This window comes from Nitrospira moscoviensis (assembly GCF_001273775.1).
Lineage (GTDB): Bacteria > Nitrospirota > Nitrospiria > Nitrospirales > Nitrospiraceae > Nitrospira_D > Nitrospira_D moscoviensis.
In genome coordinates this window covers 3,292,625-3,316,738 of sequence record NZ_CP011801.1, presented here as the reverse complement: position 1 = coordinate 3,316,738, position 24,114 = coordinate 3,292,625, and the positions used below count along the sequence as shown (strand labels likewise).

The following is a 24,114-nucleotide window of genomic DNA, read 5'->3' as shown; positions in this document are numbered from 1 at the left end:
CGAGATCCCATCCAGCCAGGGCGACGTGAAAAAAATCATCATTGATCTCGGCTGCGGTCCGCATAAGCGGCCGGGAGCCTATGGCTTCGATCGCCGGCCTCAGCCGGGCATCGACGTGGTCTGCGACCTCGAAGAGCCGCTCCCTCTTACGGAAGGGGCCGCCGATTTCGTGTATATGAGCCACGTGATCGAACACGTGAAGAACCTCATTGGCCTGATGGAGGAAGTGTATCGCGTCTGTAAGCCGGGCGCTGCCGTGGAGATCATCGTGCCATACTACACCTCGCGCGGCGCGTTCCGGGACCCGACTCACGTGCGCTACATCGCTGAAGACACCTTTCAGTACTTTGAGTCTCCGACGGACTACGGAGTGCGGACCGACTTTGCGATCGAGAAGATTGTGTATGAAGTGCGGAAGCCCTTCCGATGGTTTCCCGAATACCTCCAAAAACGGTGCCGTCGCTACCTCTGGAACGTCGTGGACAACATGCATGTGACCCTGCGGGCGCGGAAATCGAAATGATGGAGCCGCGCAAGACTCCGACGGTGGTCTTCATTCACGGAGTCGCGGCGATCGGCGGCGCTGAGCGGGAACTGTTGCTCTATGTCGAGCGCTTGCCTCAACACGGGCTCACGCCAATAGTGATTTGTCCCCCGGATGGAGCGTTATCGGCGGAACTCCGCATGCGCCGTGCGCCGGTCCATGCCGCGGAGTTTCCGCCATGGCGGAAATGGACCACGATGTTCCGGCGTCGGCGCGCGGTGCGGCAGTTGGCCATGATGCTCGAACGGTTGAACCCCGACGTGGTTCACGTCAACGATATCTGGTGGGTTCCCCAGACCATGCTCGCTGTAAATGGAATGAACCTCCCGGTGATTGCACACGTACGCCAGGAGATCGAGCCGCCCAAAGTCTCTCGATATCGGCTGAATCACGCGGGCCTCGTACTGGCGGTGTCCCGGCAGATCGAGGAATCGATCAAGGCTTCGGGAATTGATGCTGCCCGCGTCCGCACATTGTATAGCGGATTGGACCTTCCACCCGGTGCGCTCGCGTGTGATCGACAAGCGGTTCGGCGGCAATTATCGATCCCGCCGGACGCCCTGTTATTGGGAACGGTGGCCAACCTGTTTGAGCGAAAAGGCTACGATGTGATGCTCGCCGCCCTCGCTCGTGTGGTGAAAACAGAACCATCGGTGCAGTATGTCATCGTAGGCACGGGAGACCCTGCCTACGAGCGCGCCCTGCGGTCACAGGTCCAGGCGCTTGAGCTTTCCAGGCACGTGCAGTTCGCAGGCTTTCAGGACCCGGTCTATCCCTATATCGCGGCCATGGATCTCTATGTTCAGCCGTCCCGGATGGAAGGTTTCGGGATCGCCGTGATCGAGGCCATGGCGATGGGGAAAGCGGTGATAGGAACGGCAACCGGCGGTTTGCCGGAAGTGATCGTACACGAAGAAACCGGCCTGCTCGTCCCGCCGGATGACCCTGGAGCATTGGCCGAGGCGGTTAGGGTCTTGTTGAAGAATTTGGAGAAGCGGGAGCGGTTCGCTCGAGCCGGCCAAGACAGGGCCAAGACGCACTTTACCATTGATGCGATGATGCAAGGCCTGACGTCGGCATATGCCGCCATCGCGCCGGTTGCGCCTATTGCCGCTGAAGGAGATCGCGCGTGACGGATCGTGCTCACCTCATCAGTCTGGTGATCCCCCTCTATAATCAGCTTCACTACACTCGACAGTGTCTTGAGTCGATTCGGCGACATACTCCCCAGCCCTATGAGCTGATTCTCGTGGACAATGCGTCGTCGGACGGTACGCCCGAATATCTTCAAGATCAACAGGCAACGGTTATCACGAACAAAACCAACCTGGGCTGCGCCAAGGCCTGGAATCAGGGCGTGAGGGCCAGTTCTGGACGCGTCATTGGCATCCTGAATAACGATATCGTGGTGACGCCGGGCTGGTTGGAAGGTTTGTTGCGTTATATGGAAGGAACGAGCCACGGAATCGTGAGTCCCGCCGCGCGCGAAGGACCGTTGAACTATGAGTTAGAGGCGTATGCGCGCGAGTTTACCGGCTGTTGTCGCAACGCGGTCCGAGCAGAGCTCTACGGCGCATGTTTTCTAGTGAGACGGGAAGTGTTCGACCGGATCGGCCTCTTTGATGAAGGATTTGCGTACGGAGGATGCGAAGACATCGACTTTTTTTGGCGCGCTCAAGAATCCGGGTTTTCCATCGGCACGACGGGATCGGTCCTGATCCATCACTTCGGAATGGTGACGCAGGATGCCATCAAGCGATCTGAAACCAAGGCGTACCCGGCCGAGAACCTTGCCCATTTTAAGAAGAAGTGGAACCGAACGATACGCGGCAACTGGTTCCAGCGCCGTTGGACTGATTTTCACTCGGCATGGCGAAGACGATACGAACAATTCCGTTACGGCCACACGTTGGTGGAGAAGAACTATGGATAATCTTTCAGCTCGCTCGTGATCCTGCCAACTTCGTTTCTCAGACACTACACATCCTTGCCAATTTTTTACCTGCTGATCCACAAAACTTGTGTTGACATTTATTTCCCGTTCAGTTATTGAACGGGCCGCTCTCCTTGAGGTTGTGGATTGGATCTAGAGGGCCAACGAGATCTTGTGGTGCTCTCGGAGTTGGAGCGCGACGGCGCGATCACCCAGAGGTCGCTCGCGTCGAAGCTCGGCGTGGCTCTCGGCTTGACGAATCTCTATCTCAAGCGTCTCGCCCGCAAGGGCTACATTAAAATCTCGACGATTCCAGGCAACCGGATCCGGTATCTCTTGACGCCGCAAGGCCTCAGCGAAAAATCGCGGCTGACCTATCAATACATGAAGTATTCGCTTTCCTACTACCGAGATATCCGGGAGCGACTGAGCGACATGTTGGCGCCGCTCGATGGGGCGCCGGGGCAGCGTGTCGTGATCTGCGGGACGGGAGAATTGGCCGAGCTGGCCTATCTCTCTTTGAGAGAGATGAATTTGACCTGTGTCGGATTCGTGGACGAAGACTCACGCGAGTCATTTCTGTCTTATCCGGTATCGTCGGTAGATCGCATCGGACAGTGGCAATTCGACCGGGTCTTGATCGCCGATTTCGACGGGTCGACGGACTGCGAAGAGCAGTTGGTCCGATCCGGCGTCCCCCGGGACAAAGTGTTGACGCTGGGCTTCAGGGCTTAGCGCATCGGTCGACCATATTGTGCGCCGTTTTTTGATCCGACTGTAAGTGAGAGGGCGAAGCTGTGTCCAAAACCGTCTATCTGGTGGAAGATGTCTATCTCGTCTATCTCGTCGACCAGATAGACCAGCCAGACGGATGCCATGAAATTCACTCGATTTGAAGATCTCGATTGCTGGAAAGAAGCTCGGAAACTCACGCGGCAGGTCTATGAAGCGATAAGTCGAAATCCGATCTGGCAACGTGACGTTAGACTATGCGGGCAGATTCAAGCGGCTTCTGTATCTGTTATGTCGAACATCGCTGAAGGATTCGTCCGGCATTCTGACAAAGAATTCGTCCAATTTTTATTTATCGCTATGTCTTCCTCAGCCGAAGTCCAAAGCCATCTCTATGTCGCGATTGACCAAAAGTATCTTTCCCAAGACAGCTTCGACGACATTTATGCGCAAGTGGAGAAGACCAGCAAAATCATCTCCGGACTCATCAAATACCTCCGAACTAAGACGAGACAGACGAGATAGACCAGATGGACCAGATAGACAGTCTTCACTGGTACGCCCTTCGCACAAAGTCCCGCCACGAAAAAGTGGTCCGTGATCAGCTGGACAAGCAAGGGATCGAGCCGCTGCTGCCGACCGTGAAGCGCTTGAGCCAGTGGAAAGATCGGAAGAAAGAAATCGAAGTGCCGCTGTTTTCCGGCTATTGCTTTGTGCGCTTCGCGCAGCACGATAAAGTGCCGGTGCAGAAGGTCACCGGCGTCGTCGAGATCGTCGGCAGCGGCAGCCGGCCGGAGCCCATCCCGGAAGAAGAGATCGACGCGCTCCGCCGGCTCATGACGAGCGTGCTGCCGTACGATCCACATCCGTATCTCCATGAAGGCATGCGAGTCGAAGTCGTCCGTGGGCCGTTGCAGGGTGTGCACGGCGTTCTGCTGCGCAAAGACAAACGCCATCGGTTGGTGCTCGGCGTCCATTTGATTCAGCAGGCGGCTGCGGTGGAAATTGATGTAAGAGACGTCATGCCGTCATAATGCGGCAAAGCCAGCTAGGGGAGTAAGGCGTGCTAACGAAAAAAGTAGCGCTCGTGACTGGGGTTACTGGACAAGATGGGGCTTATCTAACGGAACTGTTGTTGGAAAAAGGTTACATCGTACATGGGATCAAGCGCCGAGCATCCTTCTTTAATACAGCAAGGATAGATCATCTCTATCGAGATCCACATCTAGAGGGTGTGAGGTTTTTCTTGCATCATGGCGATCTTACCGATTCCTCTAACTTGACGAGAATTATTCAACAGACCAAGCCAGATGAGATTTATAATCTAGCTGCTCAGAGCCACGTGGCTGTTTCGTTTGAATCTCCCGAATATACAGCAGACGTTGATGGGGTAGGAACTTTACGGCTCTTGGAAGCAATTCGGATATTAGGATTGGAAAAGAAGACCAAATTTTACCAAGCCTCCACGTCTGAGCTATATGGTCTGGTAAGAGAGACTCCGCAGAGAGAATCTACGCCATTTTATCCCAGATCTCCGTATGGTGTAGCGAAGCTGTATGCTTATTGGATCACAGTAAATTATCGTGAATCGTACGGCATCTACGCATGCAACGGCATCCTATTCAATCATGAATCTCCTCTTCGAGGCGAGAACTTCGTCACTCGCAAGATTACTCGTGCATTGACGCGCATCAAGATGGGCCTTCAAGACACTTTGTACATCGGGAATCTCGATGCTAAGCGTGACTGGGGACATGCGAAAGACTATGTGGAAATGCAATGGCTGATGCTGCAGCAGGAACACCCTGAAGATTTTGTGGTTGCCACGGGTGTTCAACACAGTGTGCGGTATTTTATTGAGGCGGTCGCTAAGAAATTGGGAATTTCGATTCATTGGCAAGGGACTGGTATCGATGAAAGGGGATATGATGCTAGCGGAAAATGTATTGTGGCAGTGGACCCCCGGTACTTCCGCCCTGCAGAAGTCCAGTCCCTTCTCGGTGACTCATCGAAGGCAAGGACGAAGCTCGGTTGGGTGCCAAAGATTACATTTCAGCAATTGGTCGATGAAATGGTCTGTGCGGATTTGAAGTCTGCTGAAAGAGACAAGCTTGTAAAGAAACACGGCTATGATGTTTTGAGTCAGCATGAGTAGGCACAGTAATTTTGAATCAATTCGGCTTAACATCCTGCCTTGCTTAGTTCTGAATTCCCGCCACATACTCAATCGAGTCGTTTCGTTCTAGTTCGACATGAGATGATGTCAGGCAAGTGGAGAAACGGGTTTCTAGCCATGCTATGGCGCCTTTGGGAGAATCTGACTCCACGCCGCCGTAGGCAGCTTGTTCTTCTAATGCTACTCATGCTGGTGAGCGCTGTTGCCGAGGTTATCAGCCTCGGTGCAGTGCTCCCTTTTATCGGAATCCTTACAGCACCACAGAAGGTCTTCAGCCATCCAATGCTTGCCGAATTAATGCGAGTTTGGGGTATTACTTCGCCCGATGAACTGGTTTTGCCTTTCACTATGGGTTTTGCCATTGCCGCATTGAGCGCAGGAGCGATTCGCTTGCTCCTATTATGGGCGAGCACCCGGCTGGCATTCGCCTGTGGCGCAGACCTGAGCATAGAGGTGTATCGACGTACTCTGTATCAGCCGTATTGCGTACATGTTAATCGCAATAGTAGCGAAGTCATTAACGGCATAACTAACAAGGTCAATGGTGTGGTGTTCGGTGTTCTGCTTCCAGTGCTGATACTGCTGAGCTCTGTCGTATTGTTGATCGCAGTGACGTCTGCGCTGATCGCGATTGATCCCCTGACAGCTATGGCGACAACTCTCGGATTCGGGCTCAGCTATGGAGCCATCGCTTTTCTGTTTAAAAGAAAGCTCAATCGTAATAGCGAACGGATTGCAACTGAACAAACACAGGTTATCAAAGTTTTGCAGGAAGGTCTTGGTGGTATACGGGATATACTCTTAGATGGCACTCAAGCTGTTTATTGTGATGCCTACCGCAGAGCAGATCGACCCCTACGAGTCGCACAAGGCGACAATATCTTTATGGGCCATTGCCCTCGGTATGCCATTGAAGCTCTGGGTATGATGGTTATCGCGGTCGTAGCATACGTCCTTAGCCGTCAATCTGGCGGTATCGCTATGGCATTGCCGGTATTGGGCGCACTCGCGCTCGGCGCCCAACGAATTCTACCGGCCTTACAGCAAGGCTACAATGCATGGGCTGTGGTCATTGGGAACCACGCGTCAGTAATCGATACTCTCCAATTACTCGACCAGCCACTCTCCGCTGAGGCTGTACAGCCTCCTCCGCCCCCGCTAGTGTTTCTAGACAATGTCACCTTCAACTCAGTCCGCTTTCGTTATCGGAGCGACGGACCTTGGATTGTAAACGGGCTTAGCATAGTCATCCCGAAGGGTGCACGGGTCGGCATTGTAGGAAGGACAGGTAGCGGAAAGAGCACCGTACTAGACTTGTTAATGGGCCTAGTGGTCCCTACCGAAGGCGAGATTCTGGTAGACGGCCAGCCCATTGCTGGCAACCGTCTGAGAGCATGGCAGCGAACCATTGCTCATGTTCCTCAGAGTATCTTCTTGGCAGATACGACCATTGCTGAAAACATCGCCCTCGGTGTGCCAGCCGCCGATATGGATATGGCGCGTATTCGGCTCGCTGCACGCCAGGCTCAGATCACGGATTGCGTCGAGAGTCAGTCAGAAGGCTACAACACCATAGTAGGAGAACGAGGCGTTCGTTTGAGTGGCGGCCAGCGGCAGCGAATCGGCATCGCGCGGGCACTGTATAAGCAAGCAAGCGTGCTGGTGTTTGATGAAGCTACTAGCGCACTCGATGATGCTACCGAACAGTCTGTAATGGACGCCATTAATGCTCTAGATCGTGATCTCACCGTTTTGCTGATAGCGCACCGGCTTACTACCGTGCGTTGTTGCGACATGATCCTGGAGTTGGAGAGTGGACGCGTTGTGGCGCAAGGGACCTACGATGATCTCTTGGCTACTAGACCTATTTTCCGTCGAAGTGCTCTGGCTCACGGGGAGTAAAGGAGCTAGATATGCGCGATCGCTATTCAGTGGGGTAGTGATACTATGAAAGTGTTGTTTGTCGCCGGCGATGTCAAACGGATAGGGGGGATTGAAAAGTACAATAAGGACTTCGTTTACGCTCTTTCGCAAGCTGGTGCAACTATCAGCCTTGTCCAGAGAAGAGAGGGAGGGTTCATGGCAAAGGCATCGTTCCTTTGTCGATTCCTCTTCACGTTTGTGCAGCATCGTCCAGACATCATCTTTTGTGGTCACCTCAATTTCTCCCCTGTCTGTATCATTCTGAAATCGATATGGGGTACGCCGTACACACTCGCTCTCTATGGAATCGAAGTCATAAAAGTCAATGGGTTGTTGAAGCGTCAGGGAGTGCTTGGTGCGCAGCTCATCATTACGATTTCGGAATATACGAAAGATTTAATCCTTCGTCAGTTCCCTGAAAAGAAAGACCAGATTTTTATGCTGCCGAGCGCTGTGGATGGATCCATTTTTCACATCAAGGAGAAGAGCCAATCGCTAATTGAAAAGTTCAATATTGCAGGTCGCCCTGTCATTCTCTCCTTGGCTCGTCTTGCGACCTCTGAACATAAAGGTCAGGATAGGGTGTTAAGGTCTTTCCCTCGTGTATTGAAAAGGATTCCCGACGCCGTCTATCTAATCGTAGGGAGCGGTCACGATGATCGGGTGAACACCCTTCTTCATGAATCTTCCGTTCTTGATGGAAGCGTTATTGTTGCCGGACCGATCTCGGACAGTGAGCGGGTCGATTACTACAATCTTGCAGATGTATTTGTACTACCATCGAAGTTCGAGGGTTTCGGCATTGTCTTTATTGAGTCTCTGGCATGTGGTGTACCCGTCGTGGCAAGCGATGGGTATGGATGCCGTGAAGGCCTTCTGAACGGTGAGATAGGGCTCCTAGTGAATCCAGACGATACGAAAATGATAGCCGACACGATTGTGGAAGTTCTTGAAAAGAGAGCAAGTGAAAGATTTTGTGACCGTGAATATTTGCGCAGACGGACATTAGAAGTCTATGGAATGGCTGCATGGAATGAGCGTGTGAAGATGTTACTTGATTTGCTCTGTCAGTCGGAACCTGTGAAGGCTCGAATGGCCGCTTAGCCCTGCTCTATGAGCCAACCTGTGTTCGCGTCAATCTGCATCCTTAGTTACAACCGCCCGGAATTGCTTCTCAGACTTCTCAAGACGATCGACACTGTTCGGGTAGATGAGATTGAGGTGGTTATTTGCGAAGACTGCAGCCCTAGGCAAAAAGAGATAAGAAACGTTGTCACCGAATTTAAAGATCATCATCCGTATCCTGTCCGATATTTCGAGAATGAAAAGAATATAGGGTACGATGGCACGTTCTGCGAGTTGGCCCGCCGCGCGACGGGAACTTGGCTGATCTACATGGGGGACGATGACGAGTTTGTGGCTGGTGCCCTTGATCAAGTGTTGAGGTTTCTTCATGAGCAACCCCAGCTTGGCTATGTGATGAAGTCCCATAATTTGATTCATGGTGGGGGGGCAATCGAGCGATTTAGATATTTTAATGAAACGAAGTTCTTTGCTCCTGGGGTCGAAACTTATATCGAGTTATTTAGGAAGAGTGTCTATATAGCCGGATTCATGGTCCGCCGGGAATGTGCTGTCCCATATCTGACTGATCGCTTCAATGGAACTATGCTTAGCCAACTCTATGTGCTTGCTGAAGTAGTCTTGCGCTACCCCTCAGCGTATCTTGATAAGCCGTTTACCCAGCAATACGCATCCCATGACCACAATGTCGGCGACGTCATGTTCGATAGAGAAAAGGGACAGTTCATCCCACGGCGCCCTACTCTTCAAATATCGCTGAATTTCCTGAAGAGCTTTTCTCGTATCACAGAATTTGTCGACAGGGAGCACGGCATTGCGTCAACCGACCGTATTAAGAAAGACATGTCAAAATATTTCTATCCGAGTCTGGCCGTTCATCGTGAGGCAGGCGTAAGGATCTTTCTTCGCTATGTGGGAGAGCTTAACAAGCTGGGATTCAATTCTTCGTATCTTTATTACATTTATGTCGTTTTACTAGTGGTGCTCGGCAAAGGGGTGTGTGATTGGGGTATCTTTCAAATCAAAAGAATTCTTGGCCGCACTCCGAGGTTATAGCAGGTAAGAGTGTGGTTTCTTCGAACGGACAAACGGCAACGGAAAGTATACCGATGCGGTTATTCCGAAGGCTTGGTATGGATTCGATTGCCTGGTCATTGCGGCGTCTTTATTGTCCAGTCGCAAAGGATGCGTTGGTCCTCGAAATAGGAAGTGGGGCGTCTCCATATTTTAGGGCCAATGTCCTGTGCGATGCTTATGAAGAAACGCAAGAGCGATTTTATGCGCAGCTTGTTCACGACCGACCAACTATTCTGGCGTTCGGTGAGCAATTGCCATTTCGAGATAGAAGCTTTGACTTTGTGATCGCGTCCCATGTACTGGAACACTCCGCAGATCCGGAGAGGTTCCTGAGCGAGATCCAGCGAGTGGGGCGGGCAGGATACATTGAAGTGCCCGATGCTTTTATGGAGAGACTAACACACTATGGGTTTCATCGTTTGGAAATTACTGATGTCGATAATGAGCTCGTTATAAGAAAGAAGAAGCATTATATTCAAGACGAGGAAGTTGTTAGCCTGTTTCATCACAAGGCCCGCCCTATTTTCCCGAAGTGGGTGGCTCAATTCCCCTTCCATTTTCACGTTCGCTATTACTGGAACAAAGAAACGGGTGGAATTAGATATCGCATTCTTAATCCGGAATGTGATGCAAGCTGGCAAGGACCGCGAGCACAGCCGACGGAGATTACTGAAAACTCATCGTCCATGGCTATTGCGAAGCGATGGGCGCTGACTGTAATCCGGAAGTTATTCTCTCAGAATGCCAGGAATAGAGCGATCGATCTGATGAATCTTCTGCAATGTCCGATGTGTCAAGGGCGAGCCTTCGATCTCAAGGCAACGCATGCTATATGCAGGGGATGCCAAGCATCACACGTGGTGTATCTGCCTAGATGGAGTCAAAAAGACAGTTCTGCGACGGCATGAGTCGCATCCTATATATCGGCGACTTGAACGAGTATGGAAGAGGTTTTCAACGATACCGAACCTTGAAGGATATGGGGCATGACGTCGTGGCATTTTCCCACGCCAAGGTCTCAGCGCCCCATCGTATTGATCCTCCTTCCTTTCTGTATCGAGTTTTTTGGAAGCTGAAGATTCCTCTTGATGACATGCACGTCAATAGAAAAGTCATCAAAGCTGTTCGTTCCTCCAGATTTGACCTCGTATGGATTGAAAAAGGGAACATGATATGGCCTTGGACCTTGCTGCGGATCAAAGCCTTCGCGCCGTCGATCCGGTTGGTGTCATGCTCAGAGGATGATATGTTCGCTTCGCATGGTCATTCGATCTGGTATCGAACAGGCCTGCGATACTACGATGTCGTCTTTACGACAAAAGCGTACAATCTAGCGGAGCTGAAGTTGTGGGGCGCAAAACAGACGAAATTATTTCTCGATTCGTACGATGAGCATATTCACAGGCCTTGGCGTTTGACGGATAGCGAACGTCATCGGTTTGCATGCGACGTCAGCGCCATTGGCGCCTTCGAAAAGCAGAGGGCGGAATCACTGTTATATCTGGCCGAGAGTGGTGTGCGGGTTCTTGTTTGGGGAAACGGGTGGAGGCAATGGGCGGATCGGCATCCATTCCTTGTAGTAAAGGATGAATTTCTTTTCGGTGAGGACTATGCAAAGGCCATTTGCGCAACAAAGATCAATGTAAATTTCCTGCGAAAGATCAATCGAGACGAGGTAACAAGCCGAAGTGTGGAGATTCCTGCCTGTGGTGGTTTCATGCTGGGGGAAAGGACGGCTCGGCACATGGAGTTCTTTCAGGAAGGAAGGGAAGCGGAGTTCTTTGCATCGAACGAGGAACTGCTAGCCAAGATTCAATACTATCTCGCTCATGACGAAGAGCGCGAGAAGATAGCACAGGCGGGGAGAGAACGATGTATAAGGAGTGGTTACAGTATGCGAGTTCAGTTGGCGAAAATGATGGAGGAAGTGGCGCATTGCCAAAGCGCACCTTGTTAGCGGTGCTTTCGGGTATATGACTACCCGGGCATGAATACTGTGTCTTCCCCTATTTGGGCTGCAATAAAAGCGCATTACTATCGTATGAAGCTAACGCTTTGGGCGTTTCTGTATCTACCCAAGATGCTCTACGTCGGTAATACTCAAATTGCACTGCCCGCTCGTTGCTGGCAAGTAGCCATCCCGTGTCGGACCGATACGACGCTCATTCAGTACGAAGGCAGGAACAGAAACGTCGGCCGGATGTTTTACGAGCCTGGAGAAGTACCTTATTTTATGAAGCTCGCAGCCGGTAAAAAGGTGTTCTTCGATGTTGGCGCCAACATCGGTTTCTATAGCTATCTTGCTTCGGCTGCAGGGGTGCAAAGAATTGTCGCCTTCGAGTTCACGAAGGAGTATGCGAGTTTTACAAAAAACACCTTCGTGAGGAATGGCATTCCGGCCGAGGTAATCAATAGAGCAGTTGGTAGCCCTGGGCAAGAAACCCATTACTCTGATCCTCTAGTGAGGGCTTCTGGTAAGGCGTTGTCTCTGGACGAATATGCGAGAGAAAACAACCTCTATCCGGATCTCATTAAAATGGATATCGAGGGGTATGAATTAGATGCCCTTCGCAATGCCCATGAAATCCTGTCGAGAAAGCCGGCGCTTGATATCTCTATACATTCCAGCTTTTTGGCCAATCGTGGGCAATCCGTCGATGAGGTTCTAAATCTCTTGAAGCAATACGGGTACAAGATAATTTGGAGTGGCAGCGACACGTATTTTATGAGGGCAGATTGAGGTGAAAGTGTATCCTTTAAGAAAGTGGCGACCATGAGAAAGGTTAACTTTCGAGTCATTGATCGGTGCCGAGTCTGCGGAGCAAGCGATCTGGTGAGCATTTTGTCGCTAGGGGAGCTATACGTATCGGATTTCCTGGATGCTCCTGACAAAGAAAAGGGAATCAAAGCTCCCCTTGAGCTGGTGTTGTGCAATAGAACGGCTGGAGGTTGTGGGCTGCTTCAATTAAGGCACACGGTCTCGTGTGAAGCCATGTACAGAAATTATTGGTACCGTTCCGGTATCAATAGAACGATGACTGATGAGTTAAATAGTATTGCTGAAAAGGTGACCAAGATTGCCGACCTCAAACGTGGTGATTGCGTAATCGATATAGGTGCGAACGATGGAACCTTGCTCCGTGGTTACAAGGTGAAAGGGCTAAGAACCATTGGTTTCGAACCTGCGAGAAACTTAGAAGTGTTTGGGAGACAGGGCACGACCAGAATCATTGTAGATTTTTTCGGTTATGAAGCTTGGAAAATGGCCTACGGCGCGGAGCGGGCGAAGGTAATTACTGCAATCGGTATGTTCTATGACTTGGATGACCCGAATACGTTCGTGTCGGACATTGTGAAGTGTCTAGATGACGAGGGGCTACTGGTAATACAGATGATGTACCTCCCGTCGTTCCTGGAGCGAAATGCATTCGACGGAATATGCCATGAACATCTTGAATACTACTCTTTGCGGTCACTCGAAAGGCTGTTGGATCGGCATGGATTGCAGGTATGCGATATTGAAATGCGAGAGCATATCAATGAGGGCAGTATTCGAGTGTTCGTCAAGAAAACCGGCAAAGGCGACTCCTTGAAGCTGGATGATGGTGCTGATGCCCGCGTCGTTGCCCTCAGGGAGAAAGAAGGACGCCTCGGGCTTGATGAGAAGGAGACCTATGATGCGCTGGTGAGACGAATCCTTGATGCTAAGGACAAAGTGGTGGCGCTCATACGGCAGGAGGTGAGCAACGGCAAAAAGATTCATGGGTACGCGGCATCCACGAAAGGCAATACCACGCTACAGTTTTACGGCCTTACCCCGCAGTTGGTAGAGGCTATTGCGGATCGCAACCATCAAAAATGGGGAAAATTTACTGTGGGCACTCTTATTCCTGTGATTTCCGAAGAAGAGTCACGGGCCAAGAGGCCAGATTATTATTTCCTTTTAGCTTGGCATTTCTTGCCGGAATTCTTGGCAAGAGAGGCTGATTATCTCCGCAGAGGGGGGAAATTCATCGTTCCCATGCCAGAGTTTCGCGTAATCGGCAGCTAACTCTTTGAGATATGAATAATCGAAATAAGATAGCTGTAATTACTGGAGTTAACGGACAGGACGGTTCTTATCTAGCGGAGTTCTTACTTGCAAAAGGTTACGAAATACACGGATTTGTGCGTCCAATTTCTCAAAAGCAAGCAACAAGTAACGAATTCATAAATATTCGCCATCTCGTTGGATTGCCGCAACTTACCGTCCATCATGTTGACGTGGCAGATGAGAAGTCGCTTAAGAAGACCATTTGCGAGATAGGTCCAAGCGAGATTTATCACCTCGCTGCACAGAGCCATACGCCAAAATCTTTTGAAGACTCCTGGGGTACATTCCAAACGAATACCCAAAGCACCCTTGCGATTCTTTCACTTATTAAAGATAGAATGCCCAGTGCAAAGTTCTATTTTGCTGCAAGTAGCGAGTTGTTTGGCGATGCTGTGGAGTCGCCACAGAACGAACATACGCCTTTCAATCCTATATCGCCCTACGGGATATCAAAGGTCGCAGGCTTCTATCTAACCAAGCTTTATCGGAAAAAGTATTCGATATTTGCATGCTCTGGTATCTGTTTCAGCCATGAATCTCCTCGCCGTGGGGAGATTTTTGTGACAAGGAAAATTACATCGACTGCCGCACGAATCAAGTACGGTCTGGCAGAAAAAGTATTCCTCGGTAATCTCGAGACAAGACGAGATTGGGGATACTCGGGAGATTTTGTCGAAGCGATTTGGGCAATGCTCCAGCACCGTTCACCAGATGACTATGTGATTGGCACGGAGGAAAACCACACGATCCAAGAGTTTGTCGAACGTGTCTTTGATTACCTAGGCTTGGATTGGAAACGTCACGTTGTTGTGGACCCAAGCCTGTACAGGCCAGCTGAGACAAACCCCTGGCTTGCCGATGCGACAAAGGCGAGGCGTATCTTGGGATGGAGTCCGAAGACATCATTTAAAGAACTTATCAAAATGATGATTGAGAACGACCTTGAAGTTGTTAGGCGTGAACTGGTACGGGATCAAAACGAATGCAGAGAAGGTTAATACGACTGCAATAGCAGTGGAGAGTGAGGCGGATTTCATCTTTATTGGGATGAGGTGATGGAAACTAGATTGAAGAGACTTGGGCTCGCAATTAAAACGACTAGAAACTGGCCCTGTGCAATATCGGTATGGCTAGGGCTCACAAGGGAATGTACGGCAAAGTTTAGGGGAGGGCATACTCTTAAATTCAACAAGAGTACATGGGGAGAATATTTAAGGTGTGTTTATCTTTTTCATCATTTCCCTTCTGCGAAGCTTGCCGGTACCATCATTAGTTTCACGTACAAGAATCGAAATCTCTCTTTCAATTTTGGGAGCTATGGATTCGATACCATTTTGGAAATTTTTGGGGGTGAGCCTTACAGAGAGTTCTTTGAGTCCACTCCAATAAAAGGGAGGCAGGTAGTCGATATTGGAGCTGCGTTTGGTGACACCGCTATTTCTTTCCTTCTGGAAGGTGCGAGTCAAGTTTACGCGATAGAGGCCTTCCCAGGTTACTTCCGTCTTGCAGAGGAGAACGTGCAGAGGAATGGATTCTCAAAAGTCTGTACGGTCATCCTCGCAGCTGCTGGAGGAAGCCCTGGAACTCTGTCCATCGATCACAATTTGGAAGATATGTTTGGTGCCGGTGTTCAGCCCTCAGAAGTGGGTGCCGAAGTGCCTATCGTAACGCTAGAGCAAGTTGTGAATAGGTTCGGGATCAATAATGGAATTTTAAAACTCGATGTTGAAGGGTATGAGTACGAAATACTCCTGAATGCAGAAAAGAAGGTCTTGCAGCGATTTTCCTATATGGTCATTGAATATCATTACGGCTTTGAGAGACTGAAGGCTCATCTCGAGGACGCGGGATTTGTCGTCCACCATACTGCCCCACACTGGGTATACATGCCTTATCTTAAGGACGAGCCGTCGAGAAACATGCAAGTGGGAAATATTTATGCAAAGCTTGTGGCCTGATTTCACCATGAGCTCAGCGTATTATCCGTTGCGCTCCCCGTATTATGGTCATGACTTATGAAAGAAAGTGGCAAGAACATCATTTTGAGCATATGCGTCCCCACGTACAACCGGCCCCGTCAATTCGAGCGAATGCTCATCGGACTGTTGCCGCAACTGACTGAGGAAACTGAAGTGGTAGTAAGGGACGACAGTACAAATGCGGAATCGAAAGAGATTTTCGATCAGTTGGTCACTGGGAAACACATTAATTATCAGTACTTCACTGGTCCGAAAATTGGCCTCGATGCTGCCAGCTTGTTCTTACTGGAGAAAGCTAGAGGGGAGTTCTATTGGCTATTCAGCGACGATGATGAGCTGCTTCCTGGCGGGGTGGAAGCTGTTGTATCTCTAGTTAAGGCAAATCCGGAGTTGAATTTAATTTGGGCCAACTTTGACTCTGACCTTCCTAGAGGTGTGGCGATACAAGGAAGGCCATCTGGTTTTTTTAAGGACGGCAGTGAGGCCTTGGAAGTCTTGGGAACCGGAATTGGCCTGGTTTCTACACAGATTATGCGTCGGCAGAATGGATTGTCTGGCCTAGATGTCGCTAGAAGGCATGTAGTAGATTTCTCATTCGCGTCGACATGCGCATACCTGCACGTACTTTCCGGAAAAGGAAAGTTCTATTTTCTGGCAGGTCCGTATGTCTTAAACCACCCCACAACAATAGAAGAAATTAAGAGTGAGACAAATAAGTCTGGGAAAATTATAAACGATGGATTCAACGTTTACGGAATCCACTTTTACTCGATTGTCAAGGAGTTCGAGGACAAGTTTACTCGACGAGCTATACGGAGAATTCTGAAAACCAATTTTGCGGCGCTCTGGAGGGGCATGCTTGTGGGGTGGGTTGGCGGGTGGGACACTCCGAGTGGAAAGCGATGGAAGATGTTCAAATACTATTGGAGTTTTCCGGAATTCTGGATTGCACTTCCTCTTTTTCTTCTGCCATTGGCAGCAAACAAGGTTCTGTACAAAATGTATAAGATGCTTTTTAGCCAACGGAAATTTCGCCTGTTACAAGAGTACTGAAACCATCTCCAGTTCTAAATGCGTGACCGCTCGCTCAGACAACAGGCCTGTTGCAGCCGTGAGAAACAGGTCATTTGCGAGCACTTCAATCCCTAAAATTCTGTTCCATCCTTCTCTAAAGTCCATGCCGTTTGTTTCTCATTCCGGTGCGAGAAGTGTGGAGGTACTTTGATCGATTCGGAAACCCCACCTACTTAAGGGCAAAGATCACTGGAATGAATAAGGATGCATATGACTTCACTAGGCAGGTCGACAGTGATAGTGCTACGTGATACGGCCACAAGAATCAGAAGCTTGTATTATGTGATCAAATCGACGAAGAACTGGTTTGACGCGCTCCTCGTCCGATACGGTAAAAAGGAGAACAGTCGAGCCATTTTTCGGAATGGATTCCAAATAGACGTTACTAGACCAACCTGGGAAAAATACATCCTGCATACCCATTTGTTTAGTTTGCTGCCTTCCGCGAAATTGTCCAATGAGTCAATCCAATTTCATTATCTTGGCCGGGAGTTGGAGTTTGAGTTTGGGAAGTACGGGTTTGATACCATCTTCGAGATATTTGCGTTTGATCCTTATAGGGGATTTCTAAGCAGGCTGAGCCCCAAGGGGAAATGTGTAATAGATATTGGTGCGGCTTTCGGAGACACGGCTATTTACTTTTTGCTGCAAGGAGCCACCCGTGTTGTAGGATTTGAAGCATTCCCTGGCTATTACAGACTTGCGGAGCAAAACATACGGAAGAATGGCTTGGCGGATTCTTGTGAGGTTGTTTTATCCGCGGTGGGTGGGGAACCTGGAAGCATCATAGTGGATCCTGGATCAGAAGCCATGTTTGGCGCGAATTTCGCTACGCCGGAGACCGGTCAGACTGTTCCAATGGTAACGCTGACCGAAATCGTGAAGCGTTACGGTGTGACAGATGCCTTTCTCAAGCTGGATACAGAAGGGTTTGAGTATGAGATACTATTAAAGACCCCTAAGGCGGTGCTGAGGAAATTTTCTGACATGATGATCGAATACCATTATGGCTTTGAGAGGCTAGAGCCTTATCTGCAAGAGTGCGGGTATTCCACGTACCACACGGGTCCAACTCATGTCTATGTGCCCCACCTCATTGGAGAAGAAGCGAGAAATATGTATACCGGGCATATTCTTGCGAAGAGAATCGATTGATGATCGTGGATGAGGCACGAGGCTATAGAAACATTGGGCAATTTCTGAACTGGATATACCGCAATGAAGAGTGATCTGCGGGAACTTTATCAAGAAGGTGGTTTGGCAGGTTTTACTAAGAAACTGCTCAACGTTGGCCAACGGATGCTAGCGAACTCTTTAACGAACATTTACTTTTATATTACACCTTCTGGTACGTTCCAATTTTCGACTCATCACTTAAAGTATTTTCGGCATACCTATAACCTCGCCTACCAAAACGAAAGAACAGTGGAGATTCCAATAGCTGAATGGTTCCTTCGAGCACAGAAGTGCGATGCCAGGATCCTTGAGGTTGGCAATGTTCTTAGGAACTATGGGTTCAGTCAACGGAGAGATATCCTAGACAAGTACGATGCCGCCCCGGGCCTTATCAATATGGATGTAGTGGATTTTCTTCCGGAACAGAAATACGACGCGATTATTAGCATTTCGACGTTGGAACATGTGGGGTGGGATGAACCAGAGCATGACCCTGGAAAGATTCCTGCTGCGATCAAGAACCTGCGAGATAAGTGCCTCTCCCCCGGTGGGACTATGCTCGTAACGTTGCCTCTCGGGTACAATCCATTTTTCGATGAGTATCTGGAGCGTGGAGGTACTCTGTTCTCAGAGTGTTATTATTTAAAGAGAGTGTCGGTAGACAATAGGTGGGAGCAGACGGAATATTCCAAAGTCTCCGGTGCCAAGTTTGGTGAACCTTACAATAACGCTAATGCGATGTTTATTGGCATCGTCCGGCCATGGTAAGGTAAACACGCTATCTGCAAGTGCTCCACTCGTTTTTGAACCTCTATTGCTGAACAATTACCACTCCTACCGTCTTGAACCTGTGCTAGCCGTGTTGGTTCTCTTATCCTTGATAGGGCTGGTTTAGGGTTTGCATCTCTATGCTTATGAGCGTGTGCATTCCCACCTACGGTCAGACCCGTCAACTCAAGCGAACCTTGGATAGTTTGCTTGGTCAGGATCTTCAGGATGTTGAAATTGTTATCCGAGATGACAACTCAGATGCTGAGACAGAGAAGATGGTAGCCGCCTATCGTGGGAAATTACCCATCCGATATTTCAGATTAAGGAAAGAAGGGGTAGATCGTGCCTTCATGTTTCTAAGCAGAGAAGCAGAGGGAAATTTTGTGTGGTGGTTTGGTGACGACGTGTTCTGTCCCGGAGCCATTGGAAATGTGATGAAGGTTTTGATGACCCATCCCACCATAGACTTTATGTACATCAATTCCACCGATCTTAGCGGAGCAGAGTACTCAGTTCAGATTTGTGGAAGCCGAATGGTCAAAGACAGAAACGAGATGCTGGCTCAGTTGAAGGATCAACTTGGTTTTTGCTCGGCGATGCTTTTTAAACGGGAAATACTGTTAACGGGAATGGATAGAGCTGAGCAATTTATTGGTACATCGTGGGTGACCCTGTTTCTGTCTCTAAATGCATTGGTCGTAGGAAGAACGTTCTACCTTCTCGACGGAAAGAATTTTCTGAGCGATCCCAAGCCGCCGGGAGAAACCCGTTGGTACGACTCTTTTGAGGTTCATGGAATAAACTACTCAATTGTAGCTCGCCAATTTGAAGAGTTCTTCGATCGAAAGATCTTGAAGCGAGTGCTGGCCTACAAGTTCGGGCGCTCTTGGAGAGCAGTCGTTGTTGAGCGCGCGCAGGGTTTTACAACCGGTTTCGCTTGTGCATCACCGAAGATGGTCAAAATGGCTAAGTTATATTGGAATTATCCAGAATTCTATCTCGCTTCAATACTTATGCTCATGCCTCGTCCCATCCTTCGTCTCTGCTACGCCCTCTATAAGCGGACATAAAGGAGTACCTTAGCAGCAACATGGCCTTCCCCTTAGCGGTTCAACATCTAAGTCCTGTGTTATGCGTGTGGGGCCGTTATAGAGGCGGGCCACATGCTTCATTCTTACCAAAATCACGAGCATAGTCTTTCACTAGAGAGCTCTGATCATGTGTGGGTTCGCAGGTGTGTTTATGCACGGCTGTGGGGGGAGGCAATCCATAGTGCACGATGCCGTCCGGCGAATGTGTGGAAGAATGGCAGTCCGAGGCCCCGACGCTTTGGGATATTGGAGCGATGGGAGCATCAGTCTTGGCCATCGCCGTTTGTCGGTGATCGATCTCGATGCTCGTGCGAATCAGCCGATGCATTCTGATGATGGTCGGTATGTCATTGTTTACAACGGAGAGATTTACAACTTTCGCGAGTTGCGCCACGAACTCGAACAATTTGGCGATCAGTTCCGTACTCAGAGCGACACAGAAGTCTTGATCAAACTGTTCGCGCGGGAAGGGCCAGGAATGTTCACTCGTCTGCGCGGCATGTTTGCTCTTGCCATATGGGATCGGTTAGCTCGTGAGGTGCTCTTGGCACGCGATCCATATGGAATTAAGCCTTTATATATCGGTGACGGCCATCACTATTGGCTCTTCGCTTCGCAGGTAAAGGCTCTTCTCGCTTCTGATTTAGTGTCCGACGAAGCTGACATCCATGGTCAGGTGGGTTTTTGGCTTCTAGGTTACGTTCCAGAGCCACGGACGTGGTTTCGTAACATCAGTGTACTGCCAGCAGGGAGTTGGTGTCGGATTACAGCTCAAGGGAAGTTGATCGGGCCGCACAAGTATTGGGATATCGGCGACTCGTGGCGTTCGGCTCCGGATTGCCACATGACGAGAAACGACGTGCAGAAAGTCGTCCAGGCTGCAGTTTCGGATTCTGTGAAGCGTCACTTGGTAGCGGATGTTCCCGTTGGTGTGTTCCTATCGGGTGGTATCGACTCTGGGACTCTTGCCGGATTGGTAAAGGAGCACGGTGTTGAGGAGATTCAGGCCGTCACAGTGGCATTCAAAGAGTTTGAAGGAAGACACCACGACGAAGTGCCTGTGGCGAACAAAATTGCCAGGAGTTTCAGAATTAGGCATCACGTTAGGACCGTTACCCGGAAAGAATTTGAATCCGATTTGTCCAGGCTATTATCGGCCATGGATCAGCCTAGCATTGACGGTATCAATACCTGGTATGCCAGTAAGGCCGCCGCTGAACTAGGACTAAAAGTGGTCATTTCAGGGGTCGGAGGTGATGAACTATTTTATGGATACCCCAGCTTTCAGCAACTTCCATTCTTCCTCAGTTGCTGGCGACAGCTGAGTAGGATACCAGGGGTGCAACCAGTCACAAACCTCGTCATGAATATATGGGCATATCGTAGTGGAAATCCTCGCTGGCGCTACATTACCCAAGCACGGAATATGTACGGGGCGTACTGGCTTCGCAGAGGTCTCTTTACACCGGTGGAATTATCGACACTGCTGGGTGGGAAGCAGTCATGTGAAATTGTTCTAAGCCTGGACCCCGGCGATTTGATCGAGTCAATGGTGGACGCTCTTCCGGTGGATGCCATGGCAGCAGTTGGCCAGATCGAATCGATGACTTATCTGCGCAATCAGTTGTTGCGGGATAGTGATTGGGCCAGTATGGATCATAGCGTTGAGTTGCGAACACCGCTTGTGGACGCCTGGCTGTTGCATGATCTTGTACCTGTGTTGAGATCATTCGGACGTTTCAATGGGAAAAGTTTACTTGCTGGTAGCCTTAAAGCACCGCTGAACCAGACGGTCCTTAGTCGAGCCAAGACCGGGTTCGGAATTCCGCTAGCAGAATGGATTGGGCAAAAAGGAATTGCCTTGGACGGAGAAGAATTGCCGATTATCAGCGAAGGGCAAGCCAGTCGCCGGTGGGCGGTGGCTGTCTCGCAATGCGTCTACGCATGATAAGTCCTTCCTGAGCTCACATGCCAGTAGTTTTGGTCTTCTCGCGGTACTTTTGGCCAGGGTATAGGGCTGGTGGGCCAGTGCGAAGCCTAGTCAATCTAGTGCGGGCTTTAAGCAACGAGTATGAATTCCGAGTGGTCTGTCAGGATCGAGATCATCTGGCGAGTTCGCCGTATCAAGGAATCGAGAGGGGGCGATGGCAACAGTGGGAGAGAGCTACAGTTTTCTATGAAGCTCCTTCGCGAATGAGGATGGCTTTTTACAAAAGTGTGCTGCGCGATGTTCAGCCGGACATGATTTACTTGAATAGCTTCTTCGACCGGGCATTTTCGATAGCACCGTTTCTTGCGTTGGGACGTGGTAAGTCTACGCCAATGCTTGTGACCCCCAGAGGAGAGTTCTCTCCGGGAGCCCTCAGCCTCAAATCGATTCGTAAACAAACATACCTCTTGCTGGCCAGGCAAGCGAGACTCTACGGGCACATCTATTGGCATGCTTGTTCTGAACCGGAGGCACATCAGATACGGAATCTGTTCTCGACTGATGGAAGTCATCTTTTCCTTGCCAGCAACATGCCGGGCCCTGCGAATGGTTACATGCTTCAGCATGACGATAAACTGGCCAATCGTTTGCGGATAGTGGTCGTTTCACGGGTTGTCCCAATGAAAAACACGCTAGCAGCAATCCGTATCGCCTCCCACCTTCGTGGTGAAGTGACCCTCGATATTTGGGGAATTATTGAGGACGCGTCCTATTGGAATGCCTGTCAACGGCAAATCGCGCATTGTCCATCCAATGTAAAGGTTTACTATAGAGGGGAGATCGCCCACGAACAGTTGTCTGAACGGCTGCGCGACTATGATGTAATGTTGCTCCCAACCTTAGGAGAAAACTTCGGCCATGCGATTGTTGAAGCTCTCATGGCTGGTCTTCCTGTAATAATTAGCGACCGAACACCTTGGCGCAATCTCGCCTCCGCTGGAGTAGGTGCGGATCTTCCTATCGACAACGAAGATGCTTTTGTGCAGACGTTGCTTCGCTATCAAGCGATGACCGAGAAAGAAATGGCTCAAGAGCGGCACAAATGTAGAAGCTATGTTGCTGCTTGGCGATCCGCTAACCAGAATCTAAACGATTATCAGAAGATGTTTAAAGCCGTTATGGCGTCTGGCCGAATGCCGCTTTGCCGAGTAATACATGGTTGAGTGCTAGCATTTAAGGGTTGAGAAGCACCAGAGACTTGATGCGTCTGCTCATCGTCACGCAGTACTTCTGGCCGGAAAATTTCCGCATCAACGATCTCGCCCGGGAGTTTCACAAGCGCGGCCATGCGGTGACGGTCTTGACGGGAATGCCGAATTATCCCTCGGGGCGATTCGCCGATGGATACGGTCTTACCGGACCGTACCGGGAAACGTACGACGGCATTGAAGTTATTCGCTGTCCCATGGTCTTGCGGGGAAGCGGCACTCGCCTTCGCCTCGTGTTGAACTATCTCTCGTTCGCTGCCATGGCTTCGATTCGAGGTCTTCTATCAAGCCGCGACCGGTACGATCTGATCTTTGTGCATGAACCGTCGCCATTGACGGTCTGCTTGCCAGCCATCGTCATAAAATGGCTCACAATGGCGCCGATTCTTCTGTGGGTGCTGGACTTGTGGCCGGAAAGCCTTTCCGCGACCGGTGCCATACGATCCCCTCGTGTGCTGAATTTAGTCGAGCGCATGGCGCAAATGATCTATCGCCACTGCGATCGCATTTTGGTGCAGTCGATGGCCTTCATGCCGCACGTGGCGCAGCAGCAGGTTCCACCGGACGCAATGCGCTATTTTCCGAGTTGGGCCGAGGCGCTCTATGAGGCGACCACGGCGCAATTGCCTTTGCCGGAGGGAGTTGTACTGCCGAAGGGATTTCGAGTGATGTTCGCAGGCAATGTGGGGGCGGCCCAGGATTTCGCGACGATCCTGAGTGCGGCTGAACGGCTGAAATCGCGCGACGACATTCACTGGATTATTTTGGGCGACGGACGCATGTTTACGTGGGTGCGGCAGGAGATCGATCGACTCCGCTTGCGGAAGACCGTCCACATGCTGGGGCACTATCCGCTGGAAAGCATGCCGGCGTTCTATGCTCAGGCCGATGCGATGCTGGTGACGCTGCGTCGGGATCCGATTTTTTCGCTGACGATTCCCGGGAAGGTCCAGTCCTATCTCGCCGCGGGACGTCCCATTGTGGCGGCGCTGGACGGAGAGGGCGCCCGGATTATCCAAGAGGCGGGGGCCGGCTGTGTCGGCCCGGCGGAAGATTCGGAGGCCTTGGCGCGAGCGGTGTTACAGATGGCGGACTGCGCTCCGGAGACCCGAGAACGGATGGGCCGGTGCGCCGCCGAGTATTATCGGACGCATTTCGAGCGCAATATGCTTTTCGATCGACTGGAAGGCTGGATGCAGGAATTGGCGCACTCATCATTAGCGATGAAGTCAACGCCGCTAGCGGGAGCAAAGGGGTAGGGTCC

At 50.4% G+C, this 24,114-nt stretch carries 23 protein-coding genes; all 23 read left to right on the top strand.

What is annotated here, in order from left to right:
- Nucleotides 1–25 precede the first annotated feature (25 nt).
- The 23 genes from NITMOv2_RS24040 to NITMOv2_RS16025 all read left to right on the top strand — a co-directional run bounded on the left by NITMOv2_RS24040 (nt 26) and on the right by NITMOv2_RS16025 (nt 24,109).
- A complete protein-coding gene (locus tag NITMOv2_RS24040) occupies nt 26–523 on the top strand; it encodes a class I SAM-dependent methyltransferase (RefSeq protein WP_238590371.1) in 498 nt (165 codons plus the stop codon).
- Nucleotides 427–1,677 carry a glycosyltransferase gene (locus NITMOv2_RS16130; protein WP_083448116.1) on the top strand — a complete coding sequence of 417 codons (1,251 nt, stop codon included), beginning with the start codon at nt 427–429 and terminating at the stop codon, nt 1,675–1,677. The genes NITMOv2_RS24040 and NITMOv2_RS16130 overlap by 97 nt, the downstream gene beginning before the upstream one ends.
- A complete protein-coding gene (locus tag NITMOv2_RS16125; protein WP_053380843.1) occupies nt 1,674–2,477 on the top strand; it encodes a glycosyltransferase family 2 protein in 804 nt (267 codons plus the stop codon). The genes NITMOv2_RS16130 and NITMOv2_RS16125 overlap by 4 nt, the downstream gene beginning before the upstream one ends.
- Before the next feature lie 174 nt (nt 2,478–2,651).
- Nucleotides 2,652–3,212 (top strand): winged helix-turn-helix transcriptional regulator, encoded by a 561-nt coding sequence (locus NITMOv2_RS16120; protein WP_053380842.1) that lies wholly within the window; start codon nt 2,652–2,654, stop codon nt 3,210–3,212.
- 141 nt (nt 3,213–3,353) lie between these two features.
- Nucleotides 3,354–3,734, top strand: coding sequence for a four helix bundle protein (locus tag NITMOv2_RS16115; protein ID WP_053380841.1), 381 nt, complete (start codon nt 3,354–3,356; stop codon nt 3,732–3,734).
- A gap of 5 nt (nt 3,735–3,739) precedes the next feature.
- Nucleotides 3,740–4,243 carry a UpxY family transcription antiterminator gene (locus tag NITMOv2_RS16110; protein ID WP_053380840.1) on the top strand — a complete coding sequence of 168 codons (504 nt, stop codon included), beginning with the start codon at nt 3,740–3,742 and terminating at the stop codon, nt 4,241–4,243.
- Between the two features lie 29 nt (nt 4,244–4,272).
- Complete coding sequence (gmd, locus tag NITMOv2_RS16105; RefSeq protein ID WP_053380839.1) at nt 4,273–5,364, top strand: GDP-mannose 4,6-dehydratase; 1,092 nt, start codon at nt 4,273–4,275, stop codon at nt 5,362–5,364.
- A gap of 207 nt (nt 5,365–5,571) precedes the next feature.
- On the top strand, nt 5,572–7,287 hold the full coding sequence (locus NITMOv2_RS16100; protein ID WP_145976383.1) for an ABC transporter ATP-binding protein: 1,716 nt from the start codon (nt 5,572–5,574) through the stop codon (nt 7,285–7,287).
- 45 nt (nt 7,288–7,332) lie between these two features.
- Nucleotides 7,333–8,412 carry a glycosyltransferase family 4 protein gene (locus NITMOv2_RS16095; protein ID WP_053380838.1) on the top strand — a complete coding sequence of 360 codons (1,080 nt, stop codon included), beginning with the start codon at nt 7,333–7,335 and terminating at the stop codon, nt 8,410–8,412.
- A gap of 21 nt (nt 8,413–8,433) precedes the next feature.
- Nucleotides 8,434–9,447: a glycosyltransferase family 2 protein gene (locus tag NITMOv2_RS16090; RefSeq protein WP_053380837.1), complete on the top strand. Its 1,014-nt coding sequence runs from the start codon at nt 8,434–8,436 to the stop codon at nt 9,445–9,447.
- Nucleotides 9,448–9,524: 77 nt separating this feature from the next.
- Nucleotides 9,525–10,376: a class I SAM-dependent methyltransferase gene (locus tag NITMOv2_RS22910; RefSeq protein ID WP_145976382.1), complete on the top strand. Its 852-nt coding sequence runs from the start codon at nt 9,525–9,527 to the stop codon at nt 10,374–10,376.
- 71 nt (nt 10,377–10,447) lie between these two features.
- Nucleotides 10,448–11,425 carry a CgeB family protein gene (locus tag NITMOv2_RS16080; RefSeq protein WP_187299249.1) on the top strand — a complete coding sequence of 326 codons (978 nt, stop codon included), beginning with the start codon at nt 10,448–10,450 and terminating at the stop codon, nt 11,423–11,425.
- A 30-nt stretch (nt 11,426–11,455) separates the two neighbouring features.
- A complete protein-coding gene (locus tag NITMOv2_RS16075) occupies nt 11,456–12,208 on the top strand; it encodes an FkbM family methyltransferase (RefSeq protein ID WP_083448110.1) in 753 nt (250 codons plus the stop codon).
- Between the two features lie 33 nt (nt 12,209–12,241).
- Nucleotides 12,242–13,519 carry a class I SAM-dependent methyltransferase gene (locus NITMOv2_RS16070; RefSeq protein ID WP_053380833.1) on the top strand — a complete coding sequence of 426 codons (1,278 nt, stop codon included), beginning with the start codon at nt 12,242–12,244 and terminating at the stop codon, nt 13,517–13,519.
- Nucleotides 13,520–13,530: 11 nt separating this feature from the next.
- On the top strand, nt 13,531–14,559 hold the full coding sequence (locus NITMOv2_RS16065; protein WP_053380832.1) for a GDP-mannose 4,6-dehydratase: 1,029 nt from the start codon (nt 13,531–13,533) through the stop codon (nt 14,557–14,559).
- A 57-nt stretch (nt 14,560–14,616) separates the two neighbouring features.
- Entirely contained in the window at nt 14,617–15,519 is a 903-nt protein-coding gene (locus tag NITMOv2_RS16060; RefSeq protein ID WP_083448109.1) for an FkbM family methyltransferase, read from the top strand.
- Nucleotides 15,520–15,576: 57 nt separating this feature from the next.
- Nucleotides 15,577–16,593: a glycosyltransferase family A protein gene (locus NITMOv2_RS16055; RefSeq protein WP_053380830.1), complete on the top strand. Its 1,017-nt coding sequence runs from the start codon at nt 15,577–15,579 to the stop codon at nt 16,591–16,593.
- Nucleotides 16,594–16,896: 303 nt separating this feature from the next.
- Nucleotides 16,897–17,769, top strand: a complete 873-nt coding sequence (locus NITMOv2_RS16050; RefSeq protein WP_187299247.1) for an FkbM family methyltransferase — start codon at nt 16,897–16,899, stop codon at nt 17,767–17,769.
- A 63-nt stretch (nt 17,770–17,832) separates the two neighbouring features.
- On the top strand, nt 17,833–18,558 hold the full coding sequence (locus tag NITMOv2_RS16045) for an SAM-dependent methyltransferase (protein WP_053380828.1): 726 nt from the start codon (nt 17,833–17,835) through the stop codon (nt 18,556–18,558).
- A gap of 152 nt (nt 18,559–18,710) precedes the next feature.
- A complete protein-coding gene (locus tag NITMOv2_RS16040) occupies nt 18,711–19,631 on the top strand; it encodes a glycosyltransferase family 2 protein (RefSeq protein ID WP_187299246.1) in 921 nt (306 codons plus the stop codon).
- 148 nt (nt 19,632–19,779) lie between these two features.
- Nucleotides 19,780–21,600: an asparagine synthase (glutamine-hydrolyzing) gene (asnB, locus tag NITMOv2_RS16035; RefSeq protein WP_083448108.1), complete on the top strand. Its 1,821-nt coding sequence runs from the start codon at nt 19,780–19,782 to the stop codon at nt 21,598–21,600.
- Nucleotides 21,601–21,851: 251 nt separating this feature from the next.
- A complete protein-coding gene (locus tag NITMOv2_RS16030) occupies nt 21,852–22,805 on the top strand; it encodes a glycosyltransferase family 4 protein (RefSeq protein WP_053380825.1) in 954 nt (317 codons plus the stop codon).
- Between the two features lie 38 nt (nt 22,806–22,843).
- Nucleotides 22,844–24,109 (top strand): glycosyltransferase family 4 protein, encoded by a 1,266-nt coding sequence (locus NITMOv2_RS16025; RefSeq protein ID WP_053380824.1) that lies wholly within the window; start codon nt 22,844–22,846, stop codon nt 24,107–24,109.
- Nucleotides 24,110–24,114: the final 5 nt, after the last annotated feature.

Excerpts from the sequence above, each read along its gene's own strand:
- NITMOv2_RS22910 (WP_145976382.1), top strand. The coding sequence starts at position 9,525 with ATGGATTCGATTGCCTGGTCATTGCGGCGTCTTTATTGTCCAGTCGCA.
- NITMOv2_RS16070 (WP_053380833.1), top strand. The coding sequence starts at position 12,242 with ATGAGAAAGGTTAACTTTCGAGTCATTGATCGGTGCCGAGTCTGCGGA.
- NITMOv2_RS16095 (WP_053380838.1), top strand. The coding sequence starts at position 7,333 with ATGAAAGTGTTGTTTGTCGCCGGCGATGTCAAACGGATAGGGGGGATT.
- NITMOv2_RS16060 (WP_083448109.1), top strand. The coding sequence starts at position 14,617 with ATGGAAACTAGATTGAAGAGACTTGGGCTCGCAATTAAAACGACTAGA.
- NITMOv2_RS16075 (WP_083448110.1), top strand. The coding sequence starts at position 11,456 with ATGAATACTGTGTCTTCCCCTATTTGGGCTGCAATAAAAGCGCATTAC.
- NITMOv2_RS16080 (WP_187299249.1), top strand. The coding sequence starts at position 10,448 with ATGGGGCATGACGTCGTGGCATTTTCCCACGCCAAGGTCTCAGCGCCC.
- NITMOv2_RS16115 (WP_053380841.1), top strand. The coding sequence starts at position 3,354 with ATGAAATTCACTCGATTTGAAGATCTCGATTGCTGGAAAGAAGCTCGG.
- NITMOv2_RS16130 (WP_083448116.1), top strand. The coding sequence starts at position 427 with ATGGTTTCCCGAATACCTCCAAAAACGGTGCCGTCGCTACCTCTGGAA.
- NITMOv2_RS16025 (WP_053380824.1), top strand. The coding sequence starts at position 22,844 with ATGCGTCTGCTCATCGTCACGCAGTACTTCTGGCCGGAAAATTTCCGC.
- NITMOv2_RS16030 (WP_053380825.1), top strand. The coding sequence starts at position 21,852 with ATGGCTTTTTACAAAAGTGTGCTGCGCGATGTTCAGCCGGACATGATT.
- asnB (WP_083448108.1), top strand. The coding sequence starts at position 19,780 with ATGTGTGGGTTCGCAGGTGTGTTTATGCACGGCTGTGGGGGGAGGCAA.
- NITMOv2_RS16100 (WP_145976383.1), top strand. The coding sequence starts at position 5,572 with ATGCTGGTGAGCGCTGTTGCCGAGGTTATCAGCCTCGGTGCAGTGCTC.
- NITMOv2_RS16045 (WP_053380828.1), top strand. The coding sequence starts at position 17,833 with ATGAAGAGTGATCTGCGGGAACTTTATCAAGAAGGTGGTTTGGCAGGT.
- NITMOv2_RS16065 (WP_053380832.1), top strand. The coding sequence starts at position 13,531 with ATGAATAATCGAAATAAGATAGCTGTAATTACTGGAGTTAACGGACAG.
- NITMOv2_RS16055 (WP_053380830.1), top strand. The coding sequence starts at position 15,577 with ATGAAAGAAAGTGGCAAGAACATCATTTTGAGCATATGCGTCCCCACG.
- NITMOv2_RS16110 (WP_053380840.1), top strand. The coding sequence starts at position 3,740 with ATGGACCAGATAGACAGTCTTCACTGGTACGCCCTTCGCACAAAGTCC.